The sequence below is a fragment of the Serratia sp. JKS296 genome, from assembly GCF_900215445.1.
Classification (GTDB): Bacteria; Pseudomonadota; Gammaproteobacteria; order Enterobacterales; family Enterobacteriaceae; genus Serratia; species Serratia marcescens.
Window position 1 is genome coordinate 1,171,653 of sequence record NZ_OCMX01000001.1, and the last position, 24,559, is coordinate 1,196,211.

Annotated in this window: 17 protein-coding genes and 1 pseudogene; 9 read left to right on the forward strand and 9 right to left on the reverse strand. The window is 58.5% G+C overall.

Annotated features, from left to right (window positions below):
* Nucleotides 1-95 precede the first annotated feature (95 nt).
* The 5 genes from guaB (at nt 96) to CRO23_RS05565 (ending at nt 9,361) form a co-directional block, all read left to right on the forward strand.
* Complete coding sequence (gene guaB, locus CRO23_RS05545) at nt 96-1,559, forward strand: IMP dehydrogenase (protein ID WP_004941460.1); 1,464 nt, start codon at nt 96-98, stop codon at nt 1,557-1,559.
* Nucleotides 1,560-1,661: 102 nt separating this feature from the next.
* Nucleotides 1,662-3,239: a glutamine-hydrolyzing GMP synthase gene (gene guaA / locus CRO23_RS05550; protein WP_025303899.1), complete on the forward strand. Its 1,578-nt coding sequence runs from the start codon at nt 1,662-1,664 to the stop codon at nt 3,237-3,239.
* A gap of 409 nt (nt 3,240-3,648) precedes the next feature.
* Nucleotides 3,649-5,727 (forward strand): ATP-dependent nuclease, encoded by a 2,079-nt coding sequence (locus CRO23_RS05555; RefSeq protein ID WP_097101530.1) that lies wholly within the window; start codon nt 3,649-3,651, stop codon nt 5,725-5,727.
* Nucleotides 5,720-7,474, forward strand: coding sequence for a UvrD-helicase domain-containing protein (locus CRO23_RS05560; protein ID WP_097101531.1), 1,755 nt, complete (start codon nt 5,720-5,722; stop codon nt 7,472-7,474). Before CRO23_RS05555 ends, CRO23_RS05560 begins: the two co-directional genes overlap by 8 nt.
* A gap of 717 nt (nt 7,475-8,191) precedes the next feature.
* Nucleotides 8,192-9,361, forward strand: a complete 1,170-nt coding sequence (locus tag CRO23_RS05565) for an ATP-binding protein (RefSeq protein ID WP_097101533.1) — start codon at nt 8,192-8,194, stop codon at nt 9,359-9,361.
* Between the two features lie 433 nt (nt 9,362-9,794).
* Here CRO23_RS05565 and CRO23_RS05570 read toward each other — a convergent pair whose 3' ends face one another.
* On the reverse strand, nt 9,795-10,157 hold the full coding sequence (locus CRO23_RS05570; RefSeq protein WP_097101535.1) for a winged helix-turn-helix transcriptional regulator: 363 nt from the start codon (nt 10,155-10,157) through the stop codon (nt 9,795-9,797).
* 122 nt (nt 10,158-10,279) lie between these two features.
* On the opposite strand from CRO23_RS05570, the gene CRO23_RS05575 reads away from it, so the two are divergent.
* Entirely contained in the window at nt 10,280-11,113 is an 834-nt protein-coding gene (locus CRO23_RS05575) for an enoyl-CoA hydratase/isomerase family protein (RefSeq protein WP_097101537.1), read from the forward strand.
* Here CRO23_RS05575 and CRO23_RS05580 read toward each other — a convergent pair.
* Together CRO23_RS05580 and CRO23_RS05585 are read right to left on the reverse strand one after the other, a co-directional pair.
* Entirely contained in the window at nt 11,110-12,894 is a 1,785-nt protein-coding gene (locus CRO23_RS05580) for a hybrid sensor histidine kinase/response regulator (protein ID WP_097101539.1), read from the reverse strand. The two genes, CRO23_RS05575 and CRO23_RS05580, sit on opposite strands and share 4 nt — an antisense overlap.
* The gene (locus CRO23_RS05585; protein ID WP_060445267.1) at nt 12,891-13,523 is read right to left on the reverse strand and encodes a response regulator transcription factor; all 633 of its coding nucleotides are present in this window, start codon (nt 13,521-13,523) and stop codon (nt 12,891-12,893) included. Before CRO23_RS05585 ends, CRO23_RS05580 begins: the two co-directional genes overlap by 4 nt.
* A 175-nt stretch (nt 13,524-13,698) precedes the next feature.
* Between CRO23_RS05585 and CRO23_RS05590 the strand changes: the two genes are divergently transcribed.
* On the forward strand, nt 13,699-14,013 hold the full coding sequence (locus CRO23_RS05590; protein ID WP_004941478.1) for a lipoprotein: 315 nt from the start codon (nt 13,699-13,701) through the stop codon (nt 14,011-14,013).
* 195 nt (nt 14,014-14,208) lie between these two features.
* Nucleotides 14,209-17,301 (forward strand): autotransporter outer membrane beta-barrel domain-containing protein, encoded by a 3,093-nt coding sequence (locus CRO23_RS05595; protein ID WP_097101541.1) that lies wholly within the window; start codon nt 14,209-14,211, stop codon nt 17,299-17,301.
* 138 nt (nt 17,302-17,439) lie between these two features.
* On the opposite strand, the gene rluF is transcribed toward CRO23_RS05595, so the two are convergent.
* The 3 genes and pseudogenes from rluF to CRO23_RS25215 form a co-directional block, all read right to left on the reverse strand.
* Nucleotides 17,440-18,309, reverse strand: a complete 870-nt coding sequence (gene rluF, locus CRO23_RS05600; RefSeq protein WP_016929734.1) for a 23S rRNA pseudouridine(2604) synthase RluF — start codon at nt 18,307-18,309, stop codon at nt 17,440-17,442.
* Between the two features lie 138 nt (nt 18,310-18,447).
* Nucleotides 18,448-19,251 carry an aminoglycoside nucleotidyltransferase ANT9 gene (locus CRO23_RS05605; protein WP_028127795.1) on the reverse strand — a complete coding sequence of 268 codons (804 nt, stop codon included), beginning with the start codon at nt 19,249-19,251 and terminating at the stop codon, nt 18,448-18,450.
* Between the two features lie 42 nt (nt 19,252-19,293).
* Nucleotides 19,294-19,731, reverse strand: a pseudogene (locus CRO23_RS25215) (winged helix-turn-helix transcriptional regulator); the annotation flags it as partial.
* 95 nt (nt 19,732-19,826) lie between these two features.
* On the opposite strand from CRO23_RS25215, the gene CRO23_RS05610 reads away from it, so the two are divergent.
* Nucleotides 19,827-21,038: an MFS transporter gene (locus CRO23_RS05610; RefSeq protein ID WP_097101543.1), complete on the forward strand. Its 1,212-nt coding sequence runs from the start codon at nt 19,827-19,829 to the stop codon at nt 21,036-21,038.
* An 8-nt stretch (nt 21,039-21,046) separates the two neighbouring features.
* Here CRO23_RS05610 and CRO23_RS05615 read toward each other — a convergent pair whose 3' ends face one another.
* The 3 genes from CRO23_RS05615 to mdtN all read right to left on the reverse strand — a co-directional run bounded on the left by CRO23_RS05615 (nt 21,047) and on the right by mdtN (nt 24,549).
* On the reverse strand, nt 21,047-21,472 hold the full coding sequence (locus tag CRO23_RS05615; RefSeq protein WP_016926687.1) for a GNAT family N-acetyltransferase: 426 nt from the start codon (nt 21,470-21,472) through the stop codon (nt 21,047-21,049).
* 70 nt (nt 21,473-21,542) lie between these two features.
* Nucleotides 21,543-23,522, reverse strand: coding sequence for an FUSC family protein (locus tag CRO23_RS05620; protein ID WP_028128368.1), 1,980 nt, complete (start codon nt 23,520-23,522; stop codon nt 21,543-21,545).
* The gene (mdtN, locus tag CRO23_RS05625; protein WP_097101545.1) at nt 23,512-24,549 is read right to left on the reverse strand and encodes a multidrug transporter subunit MdtN; all 1,038 of its coding nucleotides are present in this window, start codon (nt 24,547-24,549) and stop codon (nt 23,512-23,514) included. Before mdtN ends, CRO23_RS05620 begins: the two co-directional genes overlap by 11 nt.
* Nucleotides 24,550-24,559: the final 10 nt, after the last annotated feature.

Below are 24,559 nucleotides of genomic sequence, written 5' to 3' on the forward strand. Positions count from 1 at the left end.
TTGTAAGAAAGTGCTGGAGGCAACCGATTCCGCTCTGTATAATGCCGCGGCAATATTTTATCTTTTTCACAGCCCACCCTGGTGAGATATTGCCCATGCTACGTATCGCTAAAGAAGCTCTGACGTTTGACGACGTCCTCTTGGTTCCAGCCCACTCCACGGTTCTGCCTAACACCGCAGAGCTCGGCACTCAACTGACCAAAACCATCCGCCTGAACATCCCTATGCTGTCCGCAGCCATGGATACCGTTACCGAATCCGGCCTGGCCATCGCGCTGGCGCAGGAAGGCGGCCTGGGCTTCATCCACAAAAACATGTCCATCGAGCGCCAGGCTGAAGAAGTCAGCCGCGTGAAGAAACATGAAAGCGGCGTAGTCACCGACCCGCAGACCGTTACTCCGGCCACCACGCTGCAGGAAGTGAAAGAGCTGACCGCGCGCAACGGCTTCGCCGGTTACCCGGTCGTTACCGAAGACAACGAGCTGGTCGGCATCATCACCGGCCGCGACGTGCGCTTCGTGACCGATCTGACCCAGCCGGTCACCGCGGTGATGACGCCGAAAGATCGCCTGGTCACCGTGAAAGAAGGTGAAGCGCGCGACGTGGTGCTGCAGAAGATGCACGAAAAGCGCGTAGAAAAAGCGCTGGTGGTGGACGACAGCTTCCACCTGCTGGGCATGATCACCGTTAAAGACTTCCAGAAAGCGGAACGTAAACCGAACGCCTGTAAAGACGAGCACGGCCGCCTGCGCGTGGGCGCGGCGGTCGGCGCCGGCGCCGGCAACGAAGAGCGCGTTGACGCGCTGGTGGCGGCAGGCGTTGACGTCCTGCTGATCGACTCCTCGCACGGCCACTCCGAAGGCGTGCTGCAGCGCATCCGCGAAACCCGCGCCAAGTACCCGGATCTGCAGATCGTCGGCGGCAACGTCGCGACCGCTGCGGGCGCCAAAGCGCTGGCTGAAGCCGGTGTGAGCGCGGTGAAAGTGGGTATCGGCCCTGGCTCCATCTGTACCACCCGCATCGTGACCGGCGTGGGCGTACCGCAGATTACCGCCATCGCCGACGCGGTGGAAGCGCTGGAAGGCACCGGCATCCCGGTTATCGCCGACGGCGGCATCCGCTTCTCCGGCGACATCGCCAAAGCGATCGCCGCGGGCGCATCCTGCGTGATGGTCGGCTCCATGCTGGCGGGCACCGAAGAATCCCCGGGCGAAATCGAGCTGTATCAGGGCCGTTCGTTCAAATCTTACCGCGGCATGGGCTCGCTGGGCGCGATGTCCAAAGGCTCTTCCGACCGTTACTTCCAGACCGATAACGCCGCCGACAAACTGGTGCCGGAAGGTATCGAAGGCCGCGTGGCCTATAAAGGCATGCTGAAAGCCATCGTGCACCAGCAGATGGGCGGCCTGCGCTCCTGCATGGGCCTGACCGGCTGCGCCACCATCGACGATCTGCGCACCAAGGCTGAGTTCGTGCGCATCAGCGGCGCCGGCATTCAGGAAAGCCACGTGCACGACGTGACCATCACCAAAGAGTCGCCGAACTACCGCATGGGCTAATGCCTTAACCTCTCCTGAGTGAGAGGCCGGGGTGGGGCGTTAAGCCCCATCCCAAAACACACATTTTCGCTCTTTTTCTCTTGTTGCTGGAATTCGCCTCACATGACACAAAATATCCATAAGCATCGCATCCTGATACTGGACTTCGGTTCGCAATACACTCAACTGGTCGCCCGCCGCGTGCGCGAAATCGGCGTTTACTGCGAACTGTGGGCCTGGGACGTTAGCGAAGAGCAGATCCGCGAATTCAACCCAAGCGGCATCATCCTGTCCGGCGGCCCGGAAAGCACCACCGAAGCCGGCAGCCCGCGCGCCCCGGACTACGTGTTCAACGCCGGCGTGCCGGTGCTGGGCGTGTGCTACGGCATGCAGACCATGGCGATGCAGCTGGGTGGCCATGTGCAGGGTTCCAACGAACGCGAGTTCGGCTACGCGCAGGTGGAAATCGTCAAAGAGAGCGCGCTGCTGCGCGACATCGAAGATGCCATCAGCCCGGCCGGCAAACCGCTGCTGGACGTGTGGATGAGCCACGGCGACAAAGTGACCGCGATCCCGTCCGACTTCGTGACCATCGCCAGCACCGACACCTGCCCGTTCGCCATTATGGCCAACGAAGAAAAACGCTTCTACGGCGTGCAGTTCCACCCGGAAGTGACCCACACCCGTCAGGGCCAGCGCATGCTGGAGCGTTTCGTACTGGACATCTGCCAGTGTGAAGCCCTGTGGACCCCGGCCACCATCATCGAAGATGCAGTCGAGCGCATCCGCGAGCAGGTGGGTGAAGACCACGTAATCCTCGGCCTGTCCGGCGGCGTCGACTCCTCCGTGACCGCGATGCTGCTGCACCGCGCCATCGGCAAACGCCTGACCTGCGTGTTCGTCGACAACGGCCTGCTGCGCCTGAACGAAGCCAAGCAGGTGATGGAAATGTTCGGCGACCACTTCGGCCTGAACATCGTGCACGTCGAGGCGGAAAATCGCTTCCTGACCGCGCTGGCGGGCGTGGACGAGCCGGAAGCCAAGCGTAAAATCATCGGCCGCGTGTTCGTTGAAGTGTTCGACGAAGAAGCCTGCAAGCAAGAGCAGGTGAAATGGCTGGCACAGGGCACCATCTACCCGGACGTGATCGAATCCGCCGCTTCCGCCACCGGCAAAGCGCACGTGATCAAGTCGCACCACAACGTGGGCGGCCTGCCGAAAGAGATGAAGCTGGGCCTGGTCGAGCCGCTGAAAGAGCTGTTCAAAGACGAAGTGCGCAAGATCGGCCTGGAGCTGGGCCTGCCGTACGACATGCTGTTCCGTCACCCGTTCCCGGGCCCGGGTCTAGGCGTGCGCGTGCTGGGCGAAGTGAAGAAAGAGTACTGCGATCTGCTGCGCCGCGCCGACGCCATCTTCATCGAAGAGCTGCACAAGGCCGACCTGTACAACAAAGTCAGCCAGGCGTTCACCGTGTTCCTGCCGGTGCGTTCGGTCGGCGTGATGGGCGACGGCCGCAAATACGACTGGGTGGTCTCCCTGCGTGCGGTAGAAACCATCGACTTCATGACCGCGCACTGGGCGCACCTGCCGTATGACTTCCTCGGCCGCGTCTCCAACCGCATCATCAACGAAGTGGACGGCATCTCCCGCGTGGTGTACGACATCAGCGGCAAGCCGCCGGCGACGATTGAGTGGGAATGATTTGGTGTCTGGCATAGACAGTGGGAGTAAGGTTTTTTATTAATATTTTTATTTTTAAAGATAAAATATGATTCTAGGCTGATGCGCTCTGTAATGTTAATGGTCTTTCGCATGGCTCGAAAAGGCTAAGTCATAAGATCTATCTCGGTACCATGCTTGGTGGAGCGTTCTAGGCATGGTATCGGAGCCAGCTAAGTTCCAGGCAGGAGGTTGTGCTGGGGTTAGTGGCCGACTACTGCCTTTGGTTGCTGGCAGCTAACGGCCAATTCCTGCCATTAGTGAAGGGCCGTTCACCATCCAAACCTGCCGGTCGCATACAGCGGGTGCTTTTAGGGGAATTGTCCCTGTATTGATTACTTCAATTCAGCCATCTACAGTGATGGCCATATGATTTCACGGTAGGGACATCATGCGGATCGAGCGCGTTGGGATTCAAAATTTCAGACTGCTTCAGAACGTCAGTCTTGGCCTAGAAGACGGCACCACACTGATCGTCGGGCGCAACAATTGCGGCAAAACCTCCGTAGCTGAGGTGTTCCGCCGGCTCCTTTCAGACCGGACTCCCTCTTTCAGGCTTGAGGATTTCTCCCTGGGGAGTCACGAAGAGTTTTGGACGGCATTCAATGCGTTTCACGGCGGAATAGCTCGCTCCGACGTTGCTGCCATGCTTCCCGTTGTCAGGGTCACATTGGACATTTCCTATGACGTGGATGCCCCAGACCTGGGGCAGCTCAGCGAATGCATAGTAGACCTAGATCCAGATTGCTCTTGCGCGCGCATCGTCCTGACGTATGGACCGCGGGCGACAGCCCTTGAGTCGCTTTTCGCAGAAACGAATGCCCCCGACCCTGTGCAGGAGGATCAACGTCCTAGCTTCTTCAGCCTGATAAAGAAGCGTTTGGTAGGGGCCTACGAGCCCCGTTTGGAAGCAGTTGACCCCAATGATCCTACGAACCGCAAGGACCTCGACCTAAAATCACTCACCACGTTGATCCGCGGCGGATTCATCAATGCGCAACGGGGCCTGGATGACGATACACACCGAGAGCGCGATGTCCTTGGGAAGGTGGTGGAGGTGCTGTTCCAATCGGCATTGACTGACCCCGCAGATCCCGAGAAACGAACTACGGCGGAGCAGCTCCATGGAGCGGTAGAGAAAATTCAAAAGGAGCTACATGACGGTTTCAACGCCGGACTGACTTCGCTGCTCCCTACGTTCGAGCTTTTCGGCTACCCAGGGCTAGAAGACCCCGGCCTCACCACTGTGACGACCTTCGATGTCGAGCGCCTGCTTAAAGACCACACGCAGGTCAGATACAGGGGGGTAAACGGCCTGACACTCCCGGAAAGCTACAACGGACTCGGCGTCCGTAACCTGGTGTACATCCTTCTGCAATTACTGAAATTCTTCAGAGAGTTCCAAGCTACGCCGGCAGCCGCAAGCGTACACCTCATCTTCATTGAAGAGCCTGAAGCACATTTGCATCCGCAAATGCAGGAGGTCTTCATCCGACAATTGCACATGATCAAGGGGGCATTTGAGCAGCAGCTGAATGGCAGCCGTCCGTGGCCAGTGCAGTTTGTAATTTCCACCCACTCTCCACACATGGCCAACGAAGCGCGCTTCGAAACTATGCGTTACTTTCTCTCTGTGAGCGGTGAAAACGGGATCCGGCAGTCCAAAATCAAAGACCTGAGGCAGGGTATGGGCCAGGCTCCTGCACCGGACAGAGATTTTCTCTATCAGTACCTGACGCTCACTCGATGCGACCTGTTCTTTGCAGATAAAGCCATCTTGATCGAGGGGACTTCAGAGCGATTGCTGCTACCAACCATGATCGCCAAAACTGACGCGGCTGCGGTGGGTGAACCTCAGTTGGCTAGTCAGTACTTGACGGTTATGGAGGTTGGCGGCGCGTATGCACATCGGTTTCATGATCTACTCACCTTCTTGGAACTGCGCACGCTGATCGTTACCGACATCGACTCCGTCAAACCGAATGCAGAAAGAAAGCGGAAAGCTTGTCTCGTTTCAGAGGGTCTGTTTACGAGCAATGCGTGCCTCAAAGACTGGTTTGGGGCCGAAGTCACTCCTGCCCAACTGCTGGCGAAAACGCCAGCAGATAAGACGATAGGGTTGAGGCGCATCGCTTACCAAATTCCGGAGGGGAGCGAACCCGGACCTTCAGGCAGAAGCTTTGAGGACGCGTTCATCCTGGCGAACCGTGATCGATTTCAGCTGGGGCAGGGCGATGTCGCATCCCTAGCTTACGAGTATGCGGCGGACCAGAAAAAATCAGCTTTTGCGTTGAAATACGCGATCGATGATACGAACTGGAACGTGCCTAGATACATTGCTGAAGGATTGCGTTGGCTAGCAGTTGGGACGCCGGTCGCTGATGCCCAAATGGCTGCTCGGGCCATGGCCGCAGTTGTAGAGGTTGTTGGTGAGGCAGCAGCTGCTGAAGGAGAGCAAGGCGATGTCTGACAATCACGAAAGTCCCGCGGACAGAGCAGGGCAAGAAGCACTTGAACGCATGTTCGCTTGTTTGGATGAAGGTCTAAGCTTTCGCCTAGAAGCAGGTGCTGGGGCTGGTAAGACCTATTCGCTGGAGAAGGCGCTCAGTCGATTGATTGAACACCGAGGTCCTGCGTTGATCCGGAAGCGTCAGCAAGTCGCGTGTATCACTTACACCAATGTGGCGAAAGACGAGATCATCTCTCGCTTCCAAGCGCATTCTGCAATCCGAGCCGAGACCGTCCATGGCTTTTGCTGGTCGTTGCTCAGAGATTTTCAAACATCACTGAGAGGATTTCTTGGCGCTGAAGCTTTTTGGCGAGAGCGTTTTGAGCCGGTGGGTGGCGTAGGTAACAGGCGCATCCATTACGAAATGGGTATTCCACGCGTATCGGAGGACGAGGTCTCGATTCGGCACGAAGATGTCCTGACATTGATGGTTCAGGCGCTTACGTCTCCGAAGTTCAGGGCCGTATTGACTTCCCGATACCCGATCCTGTTTGTCGACGAATATCAGGACACGGATGAACATTTTGTCGGTGCACTGAAGTCGTGGTTTCTAGATCGCGGTGAGGGACCGATGATTGGCCTGTTTGGTGACCATTGGCAAAAAATCTACGACGAGGGCTGCGGCCTAGTCGTGCATGACGCCCTTCAGCCGATCGAAAAAAATGCGAATTTCCGTTCAGCATCGCGGATTGTCGATGTGTTGAATGAGATGCGGCCAGGCCTGCACCAGGAAGTGAGCGATCCTAACTTGATCGGTGAAGCCCGAGTATTCCACACCAACCTCTGGCCTGGAGAGCGACGGACAGGAAGCGGGGGAGGACACTGGACTGGCGACACCAGTCCTGAGGCTGCTAGTGCCTACTTCGAATACTTGAAAGCTCAGCTCAGAGTGGAAGGATGGGATTTCTCTCCGAAAACGACCAAAATTCTCATCCTGAATCACAAAGGTATTGCTCGTGAGCAGGGATATTCCTCGATCCTTGAAATTTATGGGCAGTACAATGGTCCGTGGCTGAAGAAGGAAGATCCTCACATCAAGTATTTGGCAGATCAGCTTGAGCCAGCGTGTGTCGCATACCAACAGCGCCGATACGGTGCGATGTTCGGGCACCTGGCAAGCGATCGGCCAACGATTCGAAGGCACAGCGATAAAGCCGCTTGGGCTGAGGCAATGGATGCACTCCTCGAACTGAGATTGACCGGTACCATCGGCGAGGTGATTGACTACATCATAGCCGTGCCGCAGATGCAGCTCCCCAATGCTGTGCTACGGAATGAGCAAGGGTTACAGGCCGCCGGTGTTGAACCAGGTGAGGACGAGCCACGCAGGATTACCCAGCTTCGAAAGCTCAGGGCAGTATCTTACACAGAGCTGATCGCGCTAGACCAATTCATTGATGGGCATACGCCTTTTGCCACAAAACACGGGGTCAAGGGAGCCGAATTCGAAAACGTGATCGTGGTGTTGGGGCGCGGCTGGAACCAATATAATTTCGCTGAAATGCTCGAGTGGTTTCAGCCGGGGCCACCGGCGAATAGGCGTGAAAAATTCGAAAGCAATCGGAATCTCTTCTACGTTGCGTGCTCTCGACCCAAGGTCCGTTTGGCTCTGCTTTTCACTCAACTGCTGAGCCAGGCAGCGCTTGATCAGATCACCGCGTGGTTCGGCGCTGAGCATGTATTCGAGTTGCCTGCTAACCCTGGTTGAGAATTCTCGTGCAGCGCTCATTGTGTAGGTTAGTCGGCGCATGTCACATCCGACTAGCTGACTAGGCAGGTGGATAAACTGCGATGGTTGCTAAACGCCTCAGGACTAACACTGAATCGCCTCTGGTCTCCTAGACATTTTCCAAGCGGGACAGGTTCTCAAAGTTGATTTTGATCCTCTATGGTATTTCTCATGGTTTTAAAGTTTTTCGTGCCTTGTCGACTTCGGATTTACTGGTCTATGCGGGGCTATTGATAATTGAGTGGGAGTAGGTATGAGCTTCAACTATTTGATTTTGTCTAATAATATTTAATATTTGCGAGAAATACTACGTCACTAATGGCGTTGGTCATGGTGCGCAGTGCAGGTATCATCAGAAAGTTATGTCGATACCATATTCGGTTGGGTGATGCTGACATGGCATCGAGAGTGCTTACCGACGGAGAGAATATCCAATTACGTATCGAACTGATTGGGCGAGCCACGGTTCGGGATTGGGAACTTCAAGTTCGCGACTATCCTAGTAAATAAGAAAAGCTCCGATAATGCCTACGCTGCCCCTTCGGGGCAGCGGCACCAGGAGCAGCGCATTTTCCCCTTGGGATCCAAGCGAATGTAAAGCTTGATCGTTCTTATTGGAAAGTATCAATCTCTATGGGATGATAGCAAAAAATACTAGCTTTGCTTATTTTTCGCTATTTATCTAATGAGGCTGTGATGGACCCCTACCGTAATCCTTTTGCCCCCGGCGCTGGTTTTCCTCCGCCCGAGTTTGCTGGCCGAGATCCTATCTTGGAGATGGCTCGCATTTCCTGCGGGCGTGCAGTGAGAGGAAAGCCTGCGCGATCGCTGATGCTCTTGGGCCTACGTGGAGTAGGTAAAACGGTGTTACTCAACGAAATCGGGAATATCGCAAGAGAGCAGGAGATGCTCGTATCTCAGCTTGAGGCGCCGGAGAAAAACACTCTCTCAACTCTCCTTTATCCAGAGCTTCGACGGGTGATGCGTTCTCTTTCGGGATTCGAAGCGGCAAAGCAGATTGCCAGTCGGGGTATGGGCGCCCTTCGCAATTTTGCCTCGATCTTCAAAATCGACATAGGCGGTATTGAGGTCGGTGTTGAAGGTGCAGAGCCTGGGCTCGCTGATAGCGGCGATCTGCAGCACGACCTTCCAGACCTGTTCACTTTAATTGGTGAAGGCGTAAAAGCTGCCGGCAAGGGCTGGGTTCTGCTCATCGATGAAGTTCAATATCTCTCGGAAGATGATTTGTCTGCGCTCATCGTTGCAATGCATCGAATGGCTCAGCGCGGTTTGCCTGTGGTTATGGTTGGGGCAGGACTTCCTCAGGTTGCTAAATTGGCTGGTGAGGCAAAGTCCTATGCGGAGCGACTGTTCCAATACCCAGCTGTAGGCGCGCTTGATGAAGAAGCTGCAAAGCTTGCAGTACGCAAGCCTGTTGAGGATGAAGGAGAAGCGATAGAGGAAGCAGCTCTTGATGCTATTTTTGCTCGAACGAAAGGCTATCCATTCTTTTTGCAAGAGTGGGGTTCTACCTCATGGGATATTGCCCCAGGTCCTGGGATCACTCTCGCTGATGTTGAGCGCGCTTACCCTGAAACTCTCACCGGCCTGGATGCAGGCTTCTTCAGGGTTCGGTATGACCGACTTACCAAGGCCGAGATCCAGTTTGTGATGGCGATGGCCGCCCTTGGTAATGGACCATATCCGATGGCAAGTATTGCTAAGGAGATGGAACGCGATCAGTCATCGCTGGGTCCAGCTCGGGCCAACATCATTTCCAAGGGCATGATCTACAGTACAGATCATGGATACCTTGATTTTTCGGTTCCTCTTTTCGCTGAATACCTTCGCCGTCGCGGCGAATGAAAGCGGTGGCAACTCCCGGTTGTTACCCGCATAGAGTAGTGCAGTACCTGCGAAAATACTTTTTCACCAATGGTATTTTTCGTGGTATCAGCTGGCTTGAATGAAATAACAATATGATTTATGGATGTTTTTTATAATTATTCATGTTCGAGTGGGAGTGATTTGACACTTCCCGCAGCCTGTTCGTAACTAGGCCGAAGTGACTGAAACCCTCTGTTTTTACAGAGGGTTTTTCTTTATATGGCCATATCTTTTCTGCCTGTTGTCAGCCATAAGTAAAGCCGAACATCGTTTGTGGTCTAAATATGGCCTATGTTCTGACCTTGGTATGATTTGATAGCGCCAGGGGGCATGAAGAAAGTAGAGACCATCGGTTACGTTAAAAAGAACGGGCCATGCTCGATCTCTCTGAACCTATCTATGGGGGATCGCATCACTCGCCCTGCTCATCATACTTACGTTGGCACTCCTGAATCGCCTCGATATTCCCTAACGTCCAGTCGAACAGTATCGAGAACGGCCCCTGCAGGGATTTGCCGAGCGGCGTCAGCGAATACTCGACGCCAAGCACCCGCCCATCCAACACTTTGCGATGCACCATGCCGTTGCGTTCCAGCTTGCGTAGGGTCTGGGTCAGCACGCGTTGCGTAACGCCATCCAGACGGCGCTTGATGGCGTTGAAACGCTGCGGCTCGCGCAGCACTTCCAGCACCATCATGGACCATTTATCGGCAATCTGATCGAGCACGATGCGGCTTGGGCAGTCGGCGCGGTAAACAACATCGGTCTTATCCATCGGTATCCTCCTGCATCCCTGGGATGCTTAAGGTGCGTAATTGACGCCAGGTATGCAAAGTATACCATTTGAAACACGGCGCGAATAACCCGCACTTGTACCCCAGGTAAAAGGACATTGAGATGACAGATACAGATTTCAGCAAACTCAGGCTGTCTTATGCGCACGGCGTGATGACGATCGCTATCGATAACCCACCGGTAAACGTGCTTGATGTGGCGCTGATGTCGGAAATCAGCCGTTTATTGCTCGCGGTGCGTGACGATCCGGATACGCGGGTGTTGGTGTTCCAGAGCGCGAACCCAGCGTTCTTTATTGCTCACGTCGATATGACCTTGATCGATGAGCCGCACGCTTTCGACGAACTGGCGAGCAACGCGCCGGAGGGGCTAAATCCGTTCCAGGCGTTTGGCGAGCTGCTGCGCAGCCAGCCGCAGGTCACTCTCGTTAAGCTGGCCGGACTGGCGCGCGGCGGCGGCGCCGAGTTTGTGGCGGCGGCCGATATGGCTTTCGCTGCACGGGAAGCGGCGGGACTGGCCCAGTGCGAGGCCTTGATGGGCATTACGCCCGGCGGCGGTGCGACGCAGTATCTGACCAGCCGAATGACGCGCGGCCGCGCTCTGGAGGTGATCCTGGGCGCCGATCTCATCGATGCCGCTACCGCAGAACGTTATGGCTGGATTAACCGCGCCTTGCCTGCTGCCGAGCTGGATGATTTCGTCGATCGGTTAGCACGCAATATCGCGGCATTGCCTGTGGGCGTGATTGCGGCGGCCAAGCAGGCGATGCCTGCACTGGATCTGCAGGCCGGTTTTTATCGCGAGCACGACGCCTGGGCGGGATTGTTCGCACGCCCGGCCGCGGAGCGGTTGATCCGCGGTGGGCTGAAGGCCGGTGCGCAAACCCCGGAGGGGGAGCGTAACCTTGAAGGCCTGCTGCGTCATCTGGCCCGCTAAGATGCCGCCCCCCACTGCGTCAGCAGCGCATGCAGCCTGGCCGGCTCCAGCGGCTTGCGCAGCACCAGATAGCCTTCCTGCTCGGCCTCTTGCAATATTTGCGAATTGAACTCGCCGCTGACCATCGCGCCGCTCACGTCCGGCAGGCGTTCGAACAGCGCTTTCAGGATGTCGAAACCGCTCTCGCCGGAACGCAGGCGCTGGTCGCACAGCACGGCGAACGGCGTAAAACCGTCGTCGACGATGGCGAAGGCCTCCTCGGCGGAGGCTGCGCAGCGCACGGTGATGCCCCAGGTGCTCATCAGGCTCTCCCAGGCGGAGGTCACCAAGGGATCATCGTCCACCACCAGGCAGGCGCCGCGCAGTGGCGCATAGCGGGTAGGCGTGGCGGTGTTGTCGTAGGCGGCCGCGGTTTCCGGCGCTTTGTCTTCGCCGATGTATTGCGTGAAGCGCATCCAGAAACGCGATCCTTTGCCTTCGACGGAGTGCATGCCGTACTTCACCTTCATCAGCTTGGCGCAGCGCGCCACCACCGCCAGCCCCAGCCCGTGGCCGGCGCTGTCGATTTTCCACGCCAGCTCGGGGCGGTAGTAAGGGGAGAAGATTTTGCTTTTCTCTTCGTCGGCGATGCCCACGCCGGTGTCCCACACTTCCACCAGGCACTCGGCGCCGCGCGGGCGGATGGCGATCAGCACGCCGCCCCGTTGCGTGTAGCGCAGGGCGTTCTGGATCAGGTTGATCAGCGATTGCCGCACCAGCAGCGGATCGCCCATCACGCTGATACGCCGTCTGGGGCGCCAGGTGCGCAGCGTCAGGGCGCGGCTGTTGGCCTCTTCGCGGAACAGGGTGACCACCGAGTCGAGCAGGGCGCCGATATCCACATGGGTGGCGGCGGTGCGCACGTTGCCGGATTCGATTTTGCTGAGATCGAGCAGCGAATTGAACATCAAATGCACCGAACGCACGCTCTGCTGCAGATCCAGCAGCTGCGGCGTCAGGCTGTCGTCGCGGTTTTTGTGGATGATGGCCTCGATCAGAAAGCCCATGGCGTGCACCGGCTGGCGCAGATCGTGGCTGGCGGTGGTCAGGAACTGGTTCTTGTCCAACAGCGCCTGTTCCGCCTCTTCTTTAGCCTGGCGGAACTGCTCCGCCAGGCGCGAGCTTTGCTCTTCGAGCAGCGCCTGCTGAATAAAGAACGCATGCGAGGTTAATGCGTGGCGGTAAATGGCGAAGCCGTACAACAAGTTAAGCATCAGCACGATGAACATCACGTCTTCCAGCCGCCAGATGATGCCGAGGTTCAGCAGCCCCCAGGAGGCGAAGAAAAAGCGGGTAAAGGTGCTGATGACGGGCGTCAGGTGCGTTGCGTTGGCGGCGACGATCGCGGCGATGCTGATATTGAGCAGCAGGAAAAAGTCAAAGTTATGGGTCTGCGGCGTAATTAAATAGAGTGATGAGATCCCCAACCCGTGAATAAAGGCCACCTTATTAATACGCGGCAGCCAGCGGCGCAGCACGGCGTCTTCATCATTTTCTTTGGCTTCGCGCTGGTAGCGCCGATGCCCTATTCGGATCGCCACGGCGCATAGCAGGTAAACGATGATCCAGGCAATGGTTGGGCCGAGCTTGTCGCCCAGCAAATAAATCCAGATGGCGAAAGGGATGCCGACAAAAGGCACGGCGGTGAAGCTGAACACCAGCCGCATGAAGGTGTTGTCCAGCAGGCGGATCTGCGCGCGCGGGGAGATGCCATCATTTTGTAAATGCTGGAAAAACCTCATGACGACGGATCCCGTTTGCCGTGCAACAGCGTGATGGCTTCCACCCGGCTGTTGACGCCGATCTTTTTCAATATATTGCTGATATGTTCTTTGACGGTGGGTTCGGAAATAGACAGTTGCGTCGCAATTCTTTTATTTGGTAGGCCGCGCAGCATCATAGTTAATACGTCGATTTGCCTCGGCGTTAAATTGAATTTATTTAAGTTTTCATGGTGGCTTTTAACGGTGGCTTCATTACCGTCAGGGAACCATTCCTGATTATTATTCAGCGCAAAAACCGCCCTGGCGAATAATTCCGGTGGTTCGTTTTTTAACACGAATCCATGCCCGCCGGCATTGTTAACTTTCTGCCAGATATCGTTATTCTCGTCGCCGCTGACCACCAAAATCCGCACCTGCGGATAACGTTGTTTTACTTCTTTGAGTAATTTCAACGCGGTACCGGAAGAGAGCCAAAAATCGATCACCAGTAAACGCGGTGGGCCATTTTCCCTAATATGGCGGTAGCAACTTTCTTCATTGGTCACCACATGCGCCTGTTTGAATCGGCAATGCGTGCTGAGAAAATTGGCGATGCCGCTTGCTACCAATGGATGGTCATCAACGACCAACGCATAATCCTGCCCCAAAGGATTCTCCTTTCGCCTTCAAATATCAGATAGGTCTGATGAATTATTATCAACCCTCCCTACTTTAGGAGGGTTTTTTCGTTTAGGAAAGGGAAATATATTATTCGAGGATTTGGATAAGAGAAAACATAAAGCCAATCGGTAATTTTAACTGATTGGTTATAAAGGATAATTTATGAAGAAACCACTTATCGCTTTAACCGTTACGATGATGCTAGCCGGTTGTTCCACCCTGAAAACCGATCAGGCCATTCCATTACTGCAGGCGGAAACCGCCAAAATGCTGGGGCTGGGATCGTCGGACGAAATTACCGTGACCAACGTCAATGGCGCGCAGCCGGATGCGCTGGGCGGCCAAAAACTTTCTTATCGCGCCACCACGGAAAAAGGCCGCATTTTCGATTGCTCGTCGCTGATGATGCCGGGAATTTTAGGTTCATCGCCGTCGCTGAGCGCGCCGACCTGTACGCCGGTGGTCACGCATAAATAATTCGCTTTGGGGGGCGGTATTACCGCTTCCTGGTTTTTCATCGTCGGAGCGTCAGCGCCGGGGGGCAATAAGCTTTTGCTTCGACGATCACTAAACCGGCGTGCGCGAAATAACGCCTCACACCTCCTCTAGTGTATTGAGTTCCCTATAACAATAAATTTCGCGACATCACGCTAACGAGTACGGAGATAGCCCGTGAATGACAAGACATCGCACCCTTTAGCGGTTAGAACACCGCTTTCCAAACTTTACCTCGCTCTATTTTCCGCGCCGTTGTTGATGCTGGCGCCTGCCGATATCGCTCGCGCAGACGATGCCATTTTTGACGGCGACTCAAAAATTACCGAATCATTGGCCTACACCGGGGACGTTTACGTCGGCCGTAATCAAAGCGGCAACCTGCTGATCGAGAATGGCAAGATCAGCGCCTATAACATCAATATCGGCCGGATGTTCAACGGCCAAATTCATGACAGCCTGGTCACGGTCCGCGGGCCGAACGCCGAGCTGAACGCGGTGAACGATCAGTTCGTGCTGCGCGGCGGCCTGAATCTGGGGCGGGGCACTTTGCGGGTTGAAGACGGCGCGCTGGCCAGCGCGAAAGAGATCGTGGTCGGCACCACCCGCGGCTACGACAGCCACCTTATCGCCACCGGCGCCGGTTCTCGCGTCACCAGCAATTTTCTCAGCGTCGGCACCGACTTAGGGGCGCGATCCACGCTGGCGATTGAAGACGGCGCGGTGCTGAACACCGCCTTTGACGCGCGCATCGGCAATGGCAGCGGGCCGGGCGAGACCGATACGCTGAGCCCGAAAGCCACGGTCACGGGGGCCAATTCCCAATGGAACGTCGGCCGCGCGCTCACGCTTTACGGCGATCTGGACGTGCTGAACGGCGGCGCGGTCAACGTCGGTAATATTCAGGTGGCGGGCGTCTCGGGCGCGCGTAAAACCGCCGAGCTGACGATCGCCGGCAACGGCTCACGGTTTACCAGCGGCAGCAGTGTCAACGTCGGCGATTACGGCAATGGCGTGTTGGCGGTCATGGACGGCGGGACATTCTCCGCCGGCGGCAACGAAGTGGTGCTGGGCAAGGCCGGTTCCGGTTCTAACCGCGGCGCGCTGATTATCGGCAGCCGCGGCAACATGGATACCGGCACCGGGTTGACCGAGCCGACGCTCGGCGCGGCGGGCGCTGCAGGCACTATCGATGCCCAGACGGCGATCGCCCTGCGGGGCGGATTGTTCCGCAGCTATGTGTACTTCAACCATACCGACGGCAATTACGTCTTCAGCAACAAGATGAGCGGCGAAGGCGAGGTGATCAACACCGCCGGGCATACGACGCTGAACGGCGATCTCACTGGCCTGCAGGCGAACGTCACCGCGCGCGGCGGCAAGCTCATCATCGCCAGCGACATCAACACCCAGAAAGAAGACGACATCTTTGAGATCCAAACCCTCAGCGCCGAGAACGGCGGCACGCTGATCCTCAACGCGACGGCGGGCGCCGATGTCAATAACGGGCAGGGCTACAGCAGCGCAGCGTCGATCAAGGCCGGCGGCACGCTGGGCGGCAACGGCACGCTGGGCCAGACCGAGATCCTGTCCGGCGGCCATATCTCGCCCGGCGACGGCAATATCGGCACGCTGACGCTGAAACGCTACCTGAACTTTATCGGCGAATCCTTCTATGACGTCGATATCGCCGGCGACGGACGCAGCGATCAACTGCTGGTGGCGGGCAAAACCACCATCAGCGATCAGGCCAAAGTGCAGGTGACGGCGCTGGATCCGCAAACCAGCTATAAAACTGGCCAAAGCTACCGCATTCTGACCTCGGACGGCGGCATTGAAGGCCAGTTCGCGGCGGCGGTCTCCAAGTCTGCCTTCCTCGATGTGGCGTTGAAGCACAGCGCCAACGCCGTGGATCTGACCATCGCGCAGAAAGACACGGGGGGGGAAAACCCTGGCGGCGAGAATCCGGGCGGGGAAAACCCGGGCGGTGAGAATCCGGGCGGGGAAAATCCGGGCGGCGAGAATCCGGGCGGTGAAAACCCGGGCGGTGAGAATCCTGGGGGCGAGAATCCGGGCGGGGAAAACCCGGGCGGTGAAAACCCGGGCGGTGAAAATCCGGGGGGCGAGAACCCAGGCAGCGGCAAGCCGGGCATTTTCCAAACGGTGGCCGAAAGCGGCAACCAGTGGAATACCGCCGGCGCGCTCTCGACGCTGACGCAGAGCGGCCCTTCGCTGGCGCTGTACAACTCGCTGCTGCTGCTGAGCGCGCCGGAAGCGCGCGAGGCGTTCAATCAGCTGTCCGGCGAAGTCTATCCGTCGATGCAGTCTAACCTGATCGCCGGTAGCACCCAGCTGTTCAACGTGCTGAACCAGCGCATGCTGCGCCTGTTCGACAACGACAGCCTGCCGGTACCGCCGTTGGCGATGTCGCTGGTGCAACCGGCGCAGGCGCAAAACAGCGGCGTCTGGGGGCAGACCTTCAGTTCCTGGGGCAGAAACAGCGGCAACGGCAACGTGGGCAAGCTGGATGGAAACACCACCGGCTTCCTGTTGGGGGCTGATCGCAAACTGGCGGACCATAACGTGCGCATTGGCGGTTACTTCGGTTACAGCCGCGGCGACTACGACGTTGACAGCCGCCGCTCCAAGGCCGATACCGACAACTACCACCTCGGTTTGTATGCGGCCGGGCAGCAGGATGCGTTCTCACTGCGCGGCGCGCTGGGTTACACCTGGCACAAGATTGAAGGCAAGCGCAACGTCGATTTCAGCGGCTTCTCGGATCGGCTGAAGTCAGATTACGACGCGAACTCGCTGCTGGCGTTCACCGAAGCGGGTTACCGTTTCGGCCAGCCGGAGATGAACGTCGAACCGTTCATTAACCTGAGCTATATCCGCCTGCATACCGACAGCTTCCAGGAGTCGGGCGGCGCGGCGGCGTTGAGCGTGCGCAATGAAACGATGAATACCTTCTACTCCACGCTCGGGGTGCGCGGCGTGACCGAACTGCCGAAGAACGTCAGCCTCTACGGCTCGCTCGGATGGCAACATGCTTACGGCGATAAGAACACCTCATCGCGCATGGCGTTTGCCGGCAGCGACGCGTTCGTCACGCAGGGCCAGGCCGTGGATGACAACGTGATGGTGGGCGATATCGGCGTGAGCGTGAAACTGTCGCGCGCCGCGACGCTGGATGTCGGCTATCAGGGGCAATTCGGCGCCGATACCCGCGTTAATTCGGTCAACGCCAACCTGCGCTGGTCGTTCTGATTTTCCCTCTAGACTTCTCTGGTACCGACTGGCCCGCTTGATGCGGGCCTTTTTTATGGTGAGAACTCATTGGCGGCCTGCGACTGACTTTTATGATAAAAAAGCCCGCGCAACGGCGGGCTGAGCGGGGGAAGGCGTTTAACGCCCTTTTTTCTTGCGCCCCGGCTGGGTAAAGCGCTTGCGGCCGGCCGGCGCAGCGGTTTTATCGGCGCTTTTCGGCCCGCCGGCGCTCGGCTTTTTCGCCGGGGCAGATTTGGCCGGGGCTTTCTTCGTCGGCTTGGCCTCTGACGAAGAGCCTTCAATCAGCTTGAACAGCTCAATCAGCTCGTCATCGGTCAGATCGCGCCATTCGCCCAGCGGCAAGCCTTTCAGGCTGACGTTCATGATGCGCGTGCGTTCCAGCTTGGTGACTTCATAGCCGAAGTGTTCGCACATGCGGCGGATCTGACGGTTCAGCCCCTGCACCAGCGTGATGCGGAACACGAACGGCGCTTCTTTCTTCACCTTGCACTTTTTGGTCACCGTGCCCAGCATCGGCACGCCGGCGCCCATGCCGCGAATAAACTCGTCGGTCACCGGCTTGTTGACCGTCACCAGATACTCTTTCTCGTGATTGTTGCCGGCGCGCAGGATCTTGTTGACCAGGTCACCGTGGTTGGTCAGAAAGATCAGCCCCTGCGAATCCTTGTCCAGGCGGCCGATCGGGAAGATGCGCTTGCTGTGGTTGACGAAGTCGGCGATGTTGTCGCGCTCGCCGTCTTCGGTAGTGGTGACGATGCCGACCGGTTTGTTCAGCGCGATCAGAACCAGATCTTCTTCATTGCGCGGTTCGATCAGCTGACCGTTAACCTTCACGACATCGCCGGCAAATACCTGGGCGCCAACGGTGGCGCGTTTACCGTTGATGAAAACGTTGCCCTGTTCGATGTATCGATCGGCGTCGCGGCGTGAGCAGATGCCGCTCTCGCTAATGTATTTGTTCAAACGAATGGATGAGTTGGTCAGCATGGGATCTCCGTAAAACGCGGACTATACATTACCCGGATGGCGCTGCGAAGCGAATCATGCAGGGGGCGGCGGCTATGAACAAAATCCGTCCCTGCATCAAAAAGTGCAGACGATAAGTGGTGTCGACAGGCCTGCGTCTTATTGCGATGCTGTTGTCGTCAATAGACTTGCGATCGTCGTTTTGGCATAGCCGATGAATGCCGCCAACGGTTGCTGATGCTGAGACAGGTCATCTATCGCTTGTCCGAGATAAACTCGCCGCGCGGTGCTAAGTACCGGCTGGTGTTCAGATGGCAAGCGTTCCAGCAGCCATTCGGCGGCCACATCTTTGGGGGCGATCCGACCGGTTGCCGCGCTGAACCAGATGCGCGCCAGCGCAAGCACAATGTTGCATTCGTCGCCATGCCAGTCATCAGGTTCGTTCCATTGACTCAGGGTATCGGTGAGCGCGGCGATGAAGTCACTGCGAGGGACGCTGTCATACAGGAGTTCAAAGGAGGCGCCGAACAGATGTCGATGATGCTGCCGGGCTTTGGTAAGCAGGATCGCCACATCAGGATCCAAGGTGGCGGGGGAGACAATTCCCACCAGCAACTCTTCACGCAGCCATTCGCCAAACTGTAACTCACGTCGTGGCGGATAGCGCCAAGGTTTGATGTCGGTCTGTACCAGCACGGTGACTTCCAGCGGGCGAAAAATACTGTCGGCATCTGGCGGAGCCGACACGGTCAGCAAAGCTTTCATGAGGGCGGCCCGAGTGGTTGACATCAGCGGCTTGCTGATGACGACCAAGATGTCGATATCGCTGTTGGGTTTAAGACCGCCATCGACCGCAGATCCATACAGATGGATGCCCAAGAGTGTCTCGCCGAGTTGCTCTGTCAGCACATTGTATGCGGCGTCGATCTGTGCGGCGATTTCGGCTGGAAGTGTTTCTTTTATAGCTAATTGGCGATTGTTAAAAGATGGCTCAAACCGTTCCCCCACCTTCACCACCCGGGTGTTAAGCGGGGTGAGCGTCTGCCCGGCGTTGCCGATCGGCGTCAGGCGCGGCACGGGGCGGCCGCTGTCGCTTTCCACCAGCGTTGAATGCGCCTCTCCTTCGGCGAACAAATGATCTTCCCCCCACTGGCGCAGGCCAACGATCACCGGAAATAGCGCGCGGCCTTTCTCGGTCAGCACATACTCCTGATAGGCACTGCCGTCTGCGGCGGGCACGATCTCCAGCACGCCGTGCGTCACCAGGGCGCGCAGCCGGGTGGCAAGGATGTTCTTCGCCATCCCCAGCCCTTTTTGAAATTCGCTGAAGCGGGTGACGCCGTCGAAGGCGTCGCGCACGATCAGCAGCGACCACCAGTCGCCAATCACATCCAGCGTGCGCGCCACCGGGCACGGCGCGTCTTCCAGGCTCTTACGTTTCACGACGATTATCTCCTGCTGCACATTCTGGTTGCATTATAAAACCTCTACGCCTAAAGTTCATTGGGTTTAATAATGAAACCACATTGAGGTGTGCGATGAGCGACAAACTGCTGGAACCTCCCTGTGCGGCATTGGGGCGCCTGCCGGCCGCCCTGGTGCTGCTGTTGGCCGCCGCCAGCGCCTTTAGCGTGGCCAACGTTTACTATGCGCAGCCGCTGTTAGACGCCATCGCCCGCGATTTTTCCATCAGCCTGGCGGCGGTCGGCATGGTGATCGCCGTGACTCAGTTGGGCTGCGCGCTGGCGTTGCTGTTGGTGGTGCCGCTGGGGGATCGGTTGAACCGGCATCGATTGCTGGCGGGGCAACAGCTGGGGCTGATCGCTGCGCTGCTGCTGGTGGGCTGGGCGCCCAGTGCGGCCTGGCTGCTGGTGGGGATGATGTTGGTGGGGCTACTGGGCACCGCCATGACGCAGGGCCTGATCGCGTTCGCCGCCGCCCTGGCGCCGCCGCAGGAGCGCGGGCGGGTGGTCGGCGCGGCGCAGGGCGGGGTGGTGCTGGGGTTGCTGCTGGCGCGCACCTTGTCCGGCGCGCTGGCGGACGTTGGCGGCTGGCGCACGGTGTACTTCTTCTCCGCCGGAGTGACGCTGGTATTGCTGCCGATCCTGTCGCGCCTGCTGCCTGCGCCGCGCACCGCTCCCAGCACGCTGAGTTATCCCGCGCTGCTGCGTTCAATGCTGAGCCTGTTGCTGCATGACCGCACGCTGCAAATTCGCGGCATGTTGGCGCTGCTGATGTTCGGCGCTTTCAGCCTCTTTTGGAGTTCGCTGGTGTTGCCGCTGAGCCAGGCGCCGTTCAATTTCACCCATGCCGCGGTGGGAGCGTTCGGCCTGGTCGGCGCGATGGGCGCGCTGGCGGCGGTGCGCGCCGGGCATCTGGCGGATCGCGGGCTGGGGCAGGCGGCCAGCGGCGCGTGTCTGCTGCTGTTGACACTGGCCTGGCTGCCGCTCGGTTTGCTCGGCAGCGGCCTGGTTTGGCTGGTGGCGGGCATCGTGCTGCTGGATCTGGCGGGCCAGGCGATCCACGTGCTGAACCAGAGCATGATCTTCCGCGCGCACCCGCAGTCGCATAGCCGGCTGGTGGGCTGCTACATGCTGTTTTACGCCGTCGGCAGCGGGCTGGGCGCCTTTGCCGGCACCCATATGTACGTCTGGGCGGGGTGGAGCGGCGTCTGCTGGCTGGGGGCGGGCGTCAGCCTGAGCGCGCTGCTGTTTTGGCGGCTGACGCTGCGCGGGATGCCGGATGCCTAGGGTAATAGCTAGCGGGCCGGCGAATGCATCAGGTAATAATCTTCTTCGCCGTCGTTGCCGGTAGAGATAATACGCCAACCGTGTTTGCGGTAGAACGTCAGCGCCTTTTCATTCTTCACCAGGCATTTCAGCGAGCCGGTGGCGGTGAAGGTGGCTTGCGCCGCTTGCAGCAGCGCACTGCCGACGCCGCGCGGCGGCTGATGGGGATCGACATACAGGTTATGAATGAAGTTGTCTTCGCGGTAGATGGAGACGAATCCCAGCAGCACGCCGCCGTCTTCCGCCACCCAAATCGCTTCGCCCAGCGTCGCGCGGTCGAAATCTTCCAACTGGTAGTTTGAGGTATTGCGCCAACCGAACGCCGCCTTGCGCGACGCCAGGTACAGCGTGCGCAGGAAGGGGCGATCGGCCTCTTGGTAAGGTCTTATTTGCATGACATCTCCCGGTGGTTTGTGCTCACTATAGCGCATGGCGCCGGGCGTGCATGGCCACAAACGGAAAATGCTAGGCGTCGCCCCAGGCGGGCAGGCGATTGACTCCGTCGCTCAGCTCCTGAGCAAGATGGCGCACGGTGTCGGCGTGCAGGGCGGCCGACGGTGGATGAAAGTCGGGCGCCCGCAACGCTTGCGGCGCGCGGGAAAGCTGCGCCGCATACTCGGCGAGAACGCGCCCGCCCTGACGTTGCACCTCGATCAGCGCCTGGCGTTCCTGCGCGGACAGCGCCGCGCCGCCGCCTGCCAGATAGGTGTTGAGCTTTTCGCTGGTCAGCAACAGGCTGCGCGTCTGGTTAAAGATCAGTTGGATATGCCGGGTGAAGCTTTCATGATTATCGTCCGCCAGCTGCCAGGTGGGCTCCAGCGTCACCCGGGCCACCACCGCTTCGCAGCCCTCGATCTTTTGCCAGATGCCGATGGCGTTTGTGTTCTCGCCGCCGAGGAAGCGCGACAGTTCCCGCAGCACGTTGGCAACCTGCTGCCGCAGTGACTCCCCTTCGTATTCCGGCCACAGCGTGGCGTGAATGAAGGTGGCGAACCCTACCCCCAGCACGATGCCGATCAGGCGATCGCGGATCTCGGTCAGCTCGGTGACCGGGCCGAAGCTTTCCAGCAGCGCCAGGGAAAAGGTGAACAGGATCTGTACCCCGGCATAGCTTATTTTCTCGGAGCCGGCGGCGATCCAGGCGGAGAGGGCGATCACCGGCAGCGTCAGCAGCAGCAAGCCGACGAGGCTGTCGAGGTGAGGCATGATCCACACCACCGAGATCAGCGCCAGCAGGCTGCCGATCGCCGCGCCGCCGAGACGCAGCCGCGCCCGCCGCTGTGTGGCGCCGAGGCTGGGCTGCGCCACGATCAGGCAGCTCAGCATGATGGTATGAATGCCGGACCAATCGACGGCGGTATAAAACACGTAGGCGACCAGCACGGTCAGCAGCGTTTTCAACGAAAACTGGATGTAAACCGGGTTGGTCAGGGCATCAGGGGTAAAGAAGGGCACTTTTTGCGGCGGCGTGGCCTGCAGGGCGTCGGCGTAGTCGCTGCGGTTGGCGTAGACCTGCAGGAGGCCGGCCATTTCATTGAGCGGCGCAGGCACCTGCGGATCGTCGCTGCCGGCGATCGCGACGGAAAATCGCAGCGCGCTGTCGTGGCTGATCGCGGTTTGCAGCGCGCGGCAGGCGGCGTCTATCTCTTGCGCCAATTGACGCGCGGCCGCGCCGAAAGCCGGCGGCAGCTGGTAGGCCAGAATATTGAGCTGCAACACCAAGGTGATCAGCGCCAGATAACCGGGTTCGTTGGCGCGGCAGCGATCGCTGCGCATCACCGAAAAGCGCAGCAGCTTGTGCAGCTCGGTGGCGTGTTGCGAGATGGCGCTCAGATCGCGCGTCTCGCCGCCGCTGGCCAACATAGCGCGGGTTTCGTCCAACACCGCGTTCATCCGGCCCTTTAGCTGTTTCAGCGGTTCAGCCGGCAGCAGCAGGGTATTGACGATCAGGGTGAGCAGAATGGCGTAGTTGATCGCCACCCATACCCACAGCACCAGCCGTATCACCACTTCCGCCTGCGGAGTGAGATCGACAAAGCTTTGCGTGTAGATCACCACCAGCGCCATCAGGAAGAACAGCACCCCAACCTTGGTCACCCGCATCAGGAACACGCTGAGGAAAAACAGCGCGCTGGAGAGCAGGATGCGCAGCATCGGGTAGTCGTAGGTGAATTTCAGCACCAGGATAGCGGCGCCGATCGCCAGCGTGGAGCTGACGAAAAACAGGATGCCGATTGCGCGGGTGATCACGATATTGGACTGTGTGATAAAGAAGACAGCGATCAGTGACAGCGCCAGCCACGGCACCTGCAGCGTCTGCGAGATCACGATGGCGATCGCGCTGGAGAGCAGGGCGCGGATCACCAGGTTGATGCGGCTGTCCGAAGGGCGCAGCTCGTCGATCAACTGGGACAGCCAGCCGTGAGACATCGTTTTATTCTTCATGGCGCAGGTTCACCTTGGCCACCGCCGAAGCGCCCACGCGGAACAGCGCCGGGTTGGGGGCCTCTACCGCGATCTTGACCGGGAAGCGCTGCGAAACGTGCACCCAGTTGATGTTGCGCGACACGTTGGGCAGCCCGCCCAGCACTGTGCCGCCGTCGTCAGGCTGCACGCCGTAGCTGATCGATTCCACCTTGCCGCTGAAGGTCTGGCCGGCGTCGCTCATTAAATACAGCGTGGCCGGCACGCCGGGATGCACGCCTTTCAGGTCGGTTTCGCGGAAGTTGGCGACCACGTACCAGTGGCGGGTGTCGATCAGCGTGAACACCGGTTTGGCGCTGGAGGCATATTGGCCGACGGTGGTTTTCAGGGAGGCGATGCGGCCGTCGAACGGCGCTCTCACCTCGGTGAACTCCAGGTTCAGTTTGGCGATGGCGATGTCGGCCTGCACTTCGGCACGCTGCGCGACCAGGGCTTCGACGCCGCTGACGGCGGCTTCCGCCTGTTTCGCCTGCAGCAATGCGGCCTGCAGTTCCGCCTGCGCCGAGCGCTGGGAGGTGCGGGCGGTTTCCACTTCTTCCGCCGAAACGTAGTTCTTGCCGAGCAGCTTCTGCCGGCGGTTGAGGGTGTCGGTCGCCTGCGCCACCAGCGCCTGCGAGCGTTTGACGATGGCGTTCATCGATTCGGCGTTGTACTGCTGCGCGTTGACCGAACGCTGCGTCAGCTTGATCTGTTCATTCAGCGTGATCAGGCGCGCTTCGCTGGCCGCCAGCGCGTCCTGGTAAGGGCGCGGATCGATGCGGAACAGCAGATCGCCTTGCCGCACTTCCTGGTTGTCGCGGATCGGCATCTCGATGATGCGGCCGTTCACCTCCGGCACTACGTCGATGGTGTCGGCATAGGCGTAGGCATCGTCGGTAGTGGGGGCGTTTTCCACCCGCCAGACGACGACGGCGGCCACGATGAGCGTCAACGCCAGGATGGTAAGCACCAGCAGTCTGCGCTTGTTGGAGGTTTGTGGTTGGGTCATGGCGTCAGTC

Excerpts from the sequence above, each read along its gene's own strand:
- CRO23_RS05590 (WP_004941478.1), top strand. The coding sequence starts at position 13,699 with ATGAAGAAACCACTTATCGCTTTAACCGTTACGATGATGCTAGCCGGT.
- CRO23_RS05565 (WP_097101533.1), top strand. The coding sequence starts at position 8,192 with ATGGACCCCTACCGTAATCCTTTTGCCCCCGGCGCTGGTTTTCCTCCG.
- guaA (WP_025303899.1), top strand. The coding sequence starts at position 1,662 with ATGACACAAAATATCCATAAGCATCGCATCCTGATACTGGACTTCGGT.
- CRO23_RS05580 (WP_097101539.1), bottom strand. The coding sequence starts at position 12,894 with ATGAGGTTTTTCCAGCATTTACAAAATGATGGCATCTCCCCGCGCGCG.
- CRO23_RS05610 (WP_097101543.1), top strand. The coding sequence starts at position 19,827 with ATGAGCGACAAACTGCTGGAACCTCCCTGTGCGGCATTGGGGCGCCTG.
- CRO23_RS05560 (WP_097101531.1), top strand. The coding sequence starts at position 5,720 with ATGTCTGACAATCACGAAAGTCCCGCGGACAGAGCAGGGCAAGAAGCA.
- rluF (WP_016929734.1), bottom strand. The coding sequence starts at position 18,309 with ATGCTGACCAACTCATCCATTCGTTTGAACAAATACATTAGCGAGAGC.
- guaB (WP_004941460.1), top strand. The coding sequence starts at position 96 with ATGCTACGTATCGCTAAAGAAGCTCTGACGTTTGACGACGTCCTCTTG.
- CRO23_RS05555 (WP_097101530.1), top strand. The coding sequence starts at position 3,649 with ATGCGGATCGAGCGCGTTGGGATTCAAAATTTCAGACTGCTTCAGAAC.
- CRO23_RS05570 (WP_097101535.1), bottom strand. The coding sequence starts at position 10,157 with ATGGATAAGACCGATGTTGTTTACCGCGCCGACTGCCCAAGCCGCATC.
- mdtN (WP_097101545.1), bottom strand. The coding sequence starts at position 24,549 with ATGACCCAACCACAAACCTCCAACAAGCGCAGACTGCTGGTGCTTACC.
- CRO23_RS05575 (WP_097101537.1), top strand. The coding sequence starts at position 10,280 with ATGACAGATACAGATTTCAGCAAACTCAGGCTGTCTTATGCGCACGGC.
- CRO23_RS05615 (WP_016926687.1), bottom strand. The coding sequence starts at position 21,472 with ATGCAAATAAGACCTTACCAAGAGGCCGATCGCCCCTTCCTGCGCACG.
- CRO23_RS05620 (WP_028128368.1), bottom strand. The coding sequence starts at position 23,522 with ATGAAGAATAAAACGATGTCTCACGGCTGGCTGTCCCAGTTGATCGAC.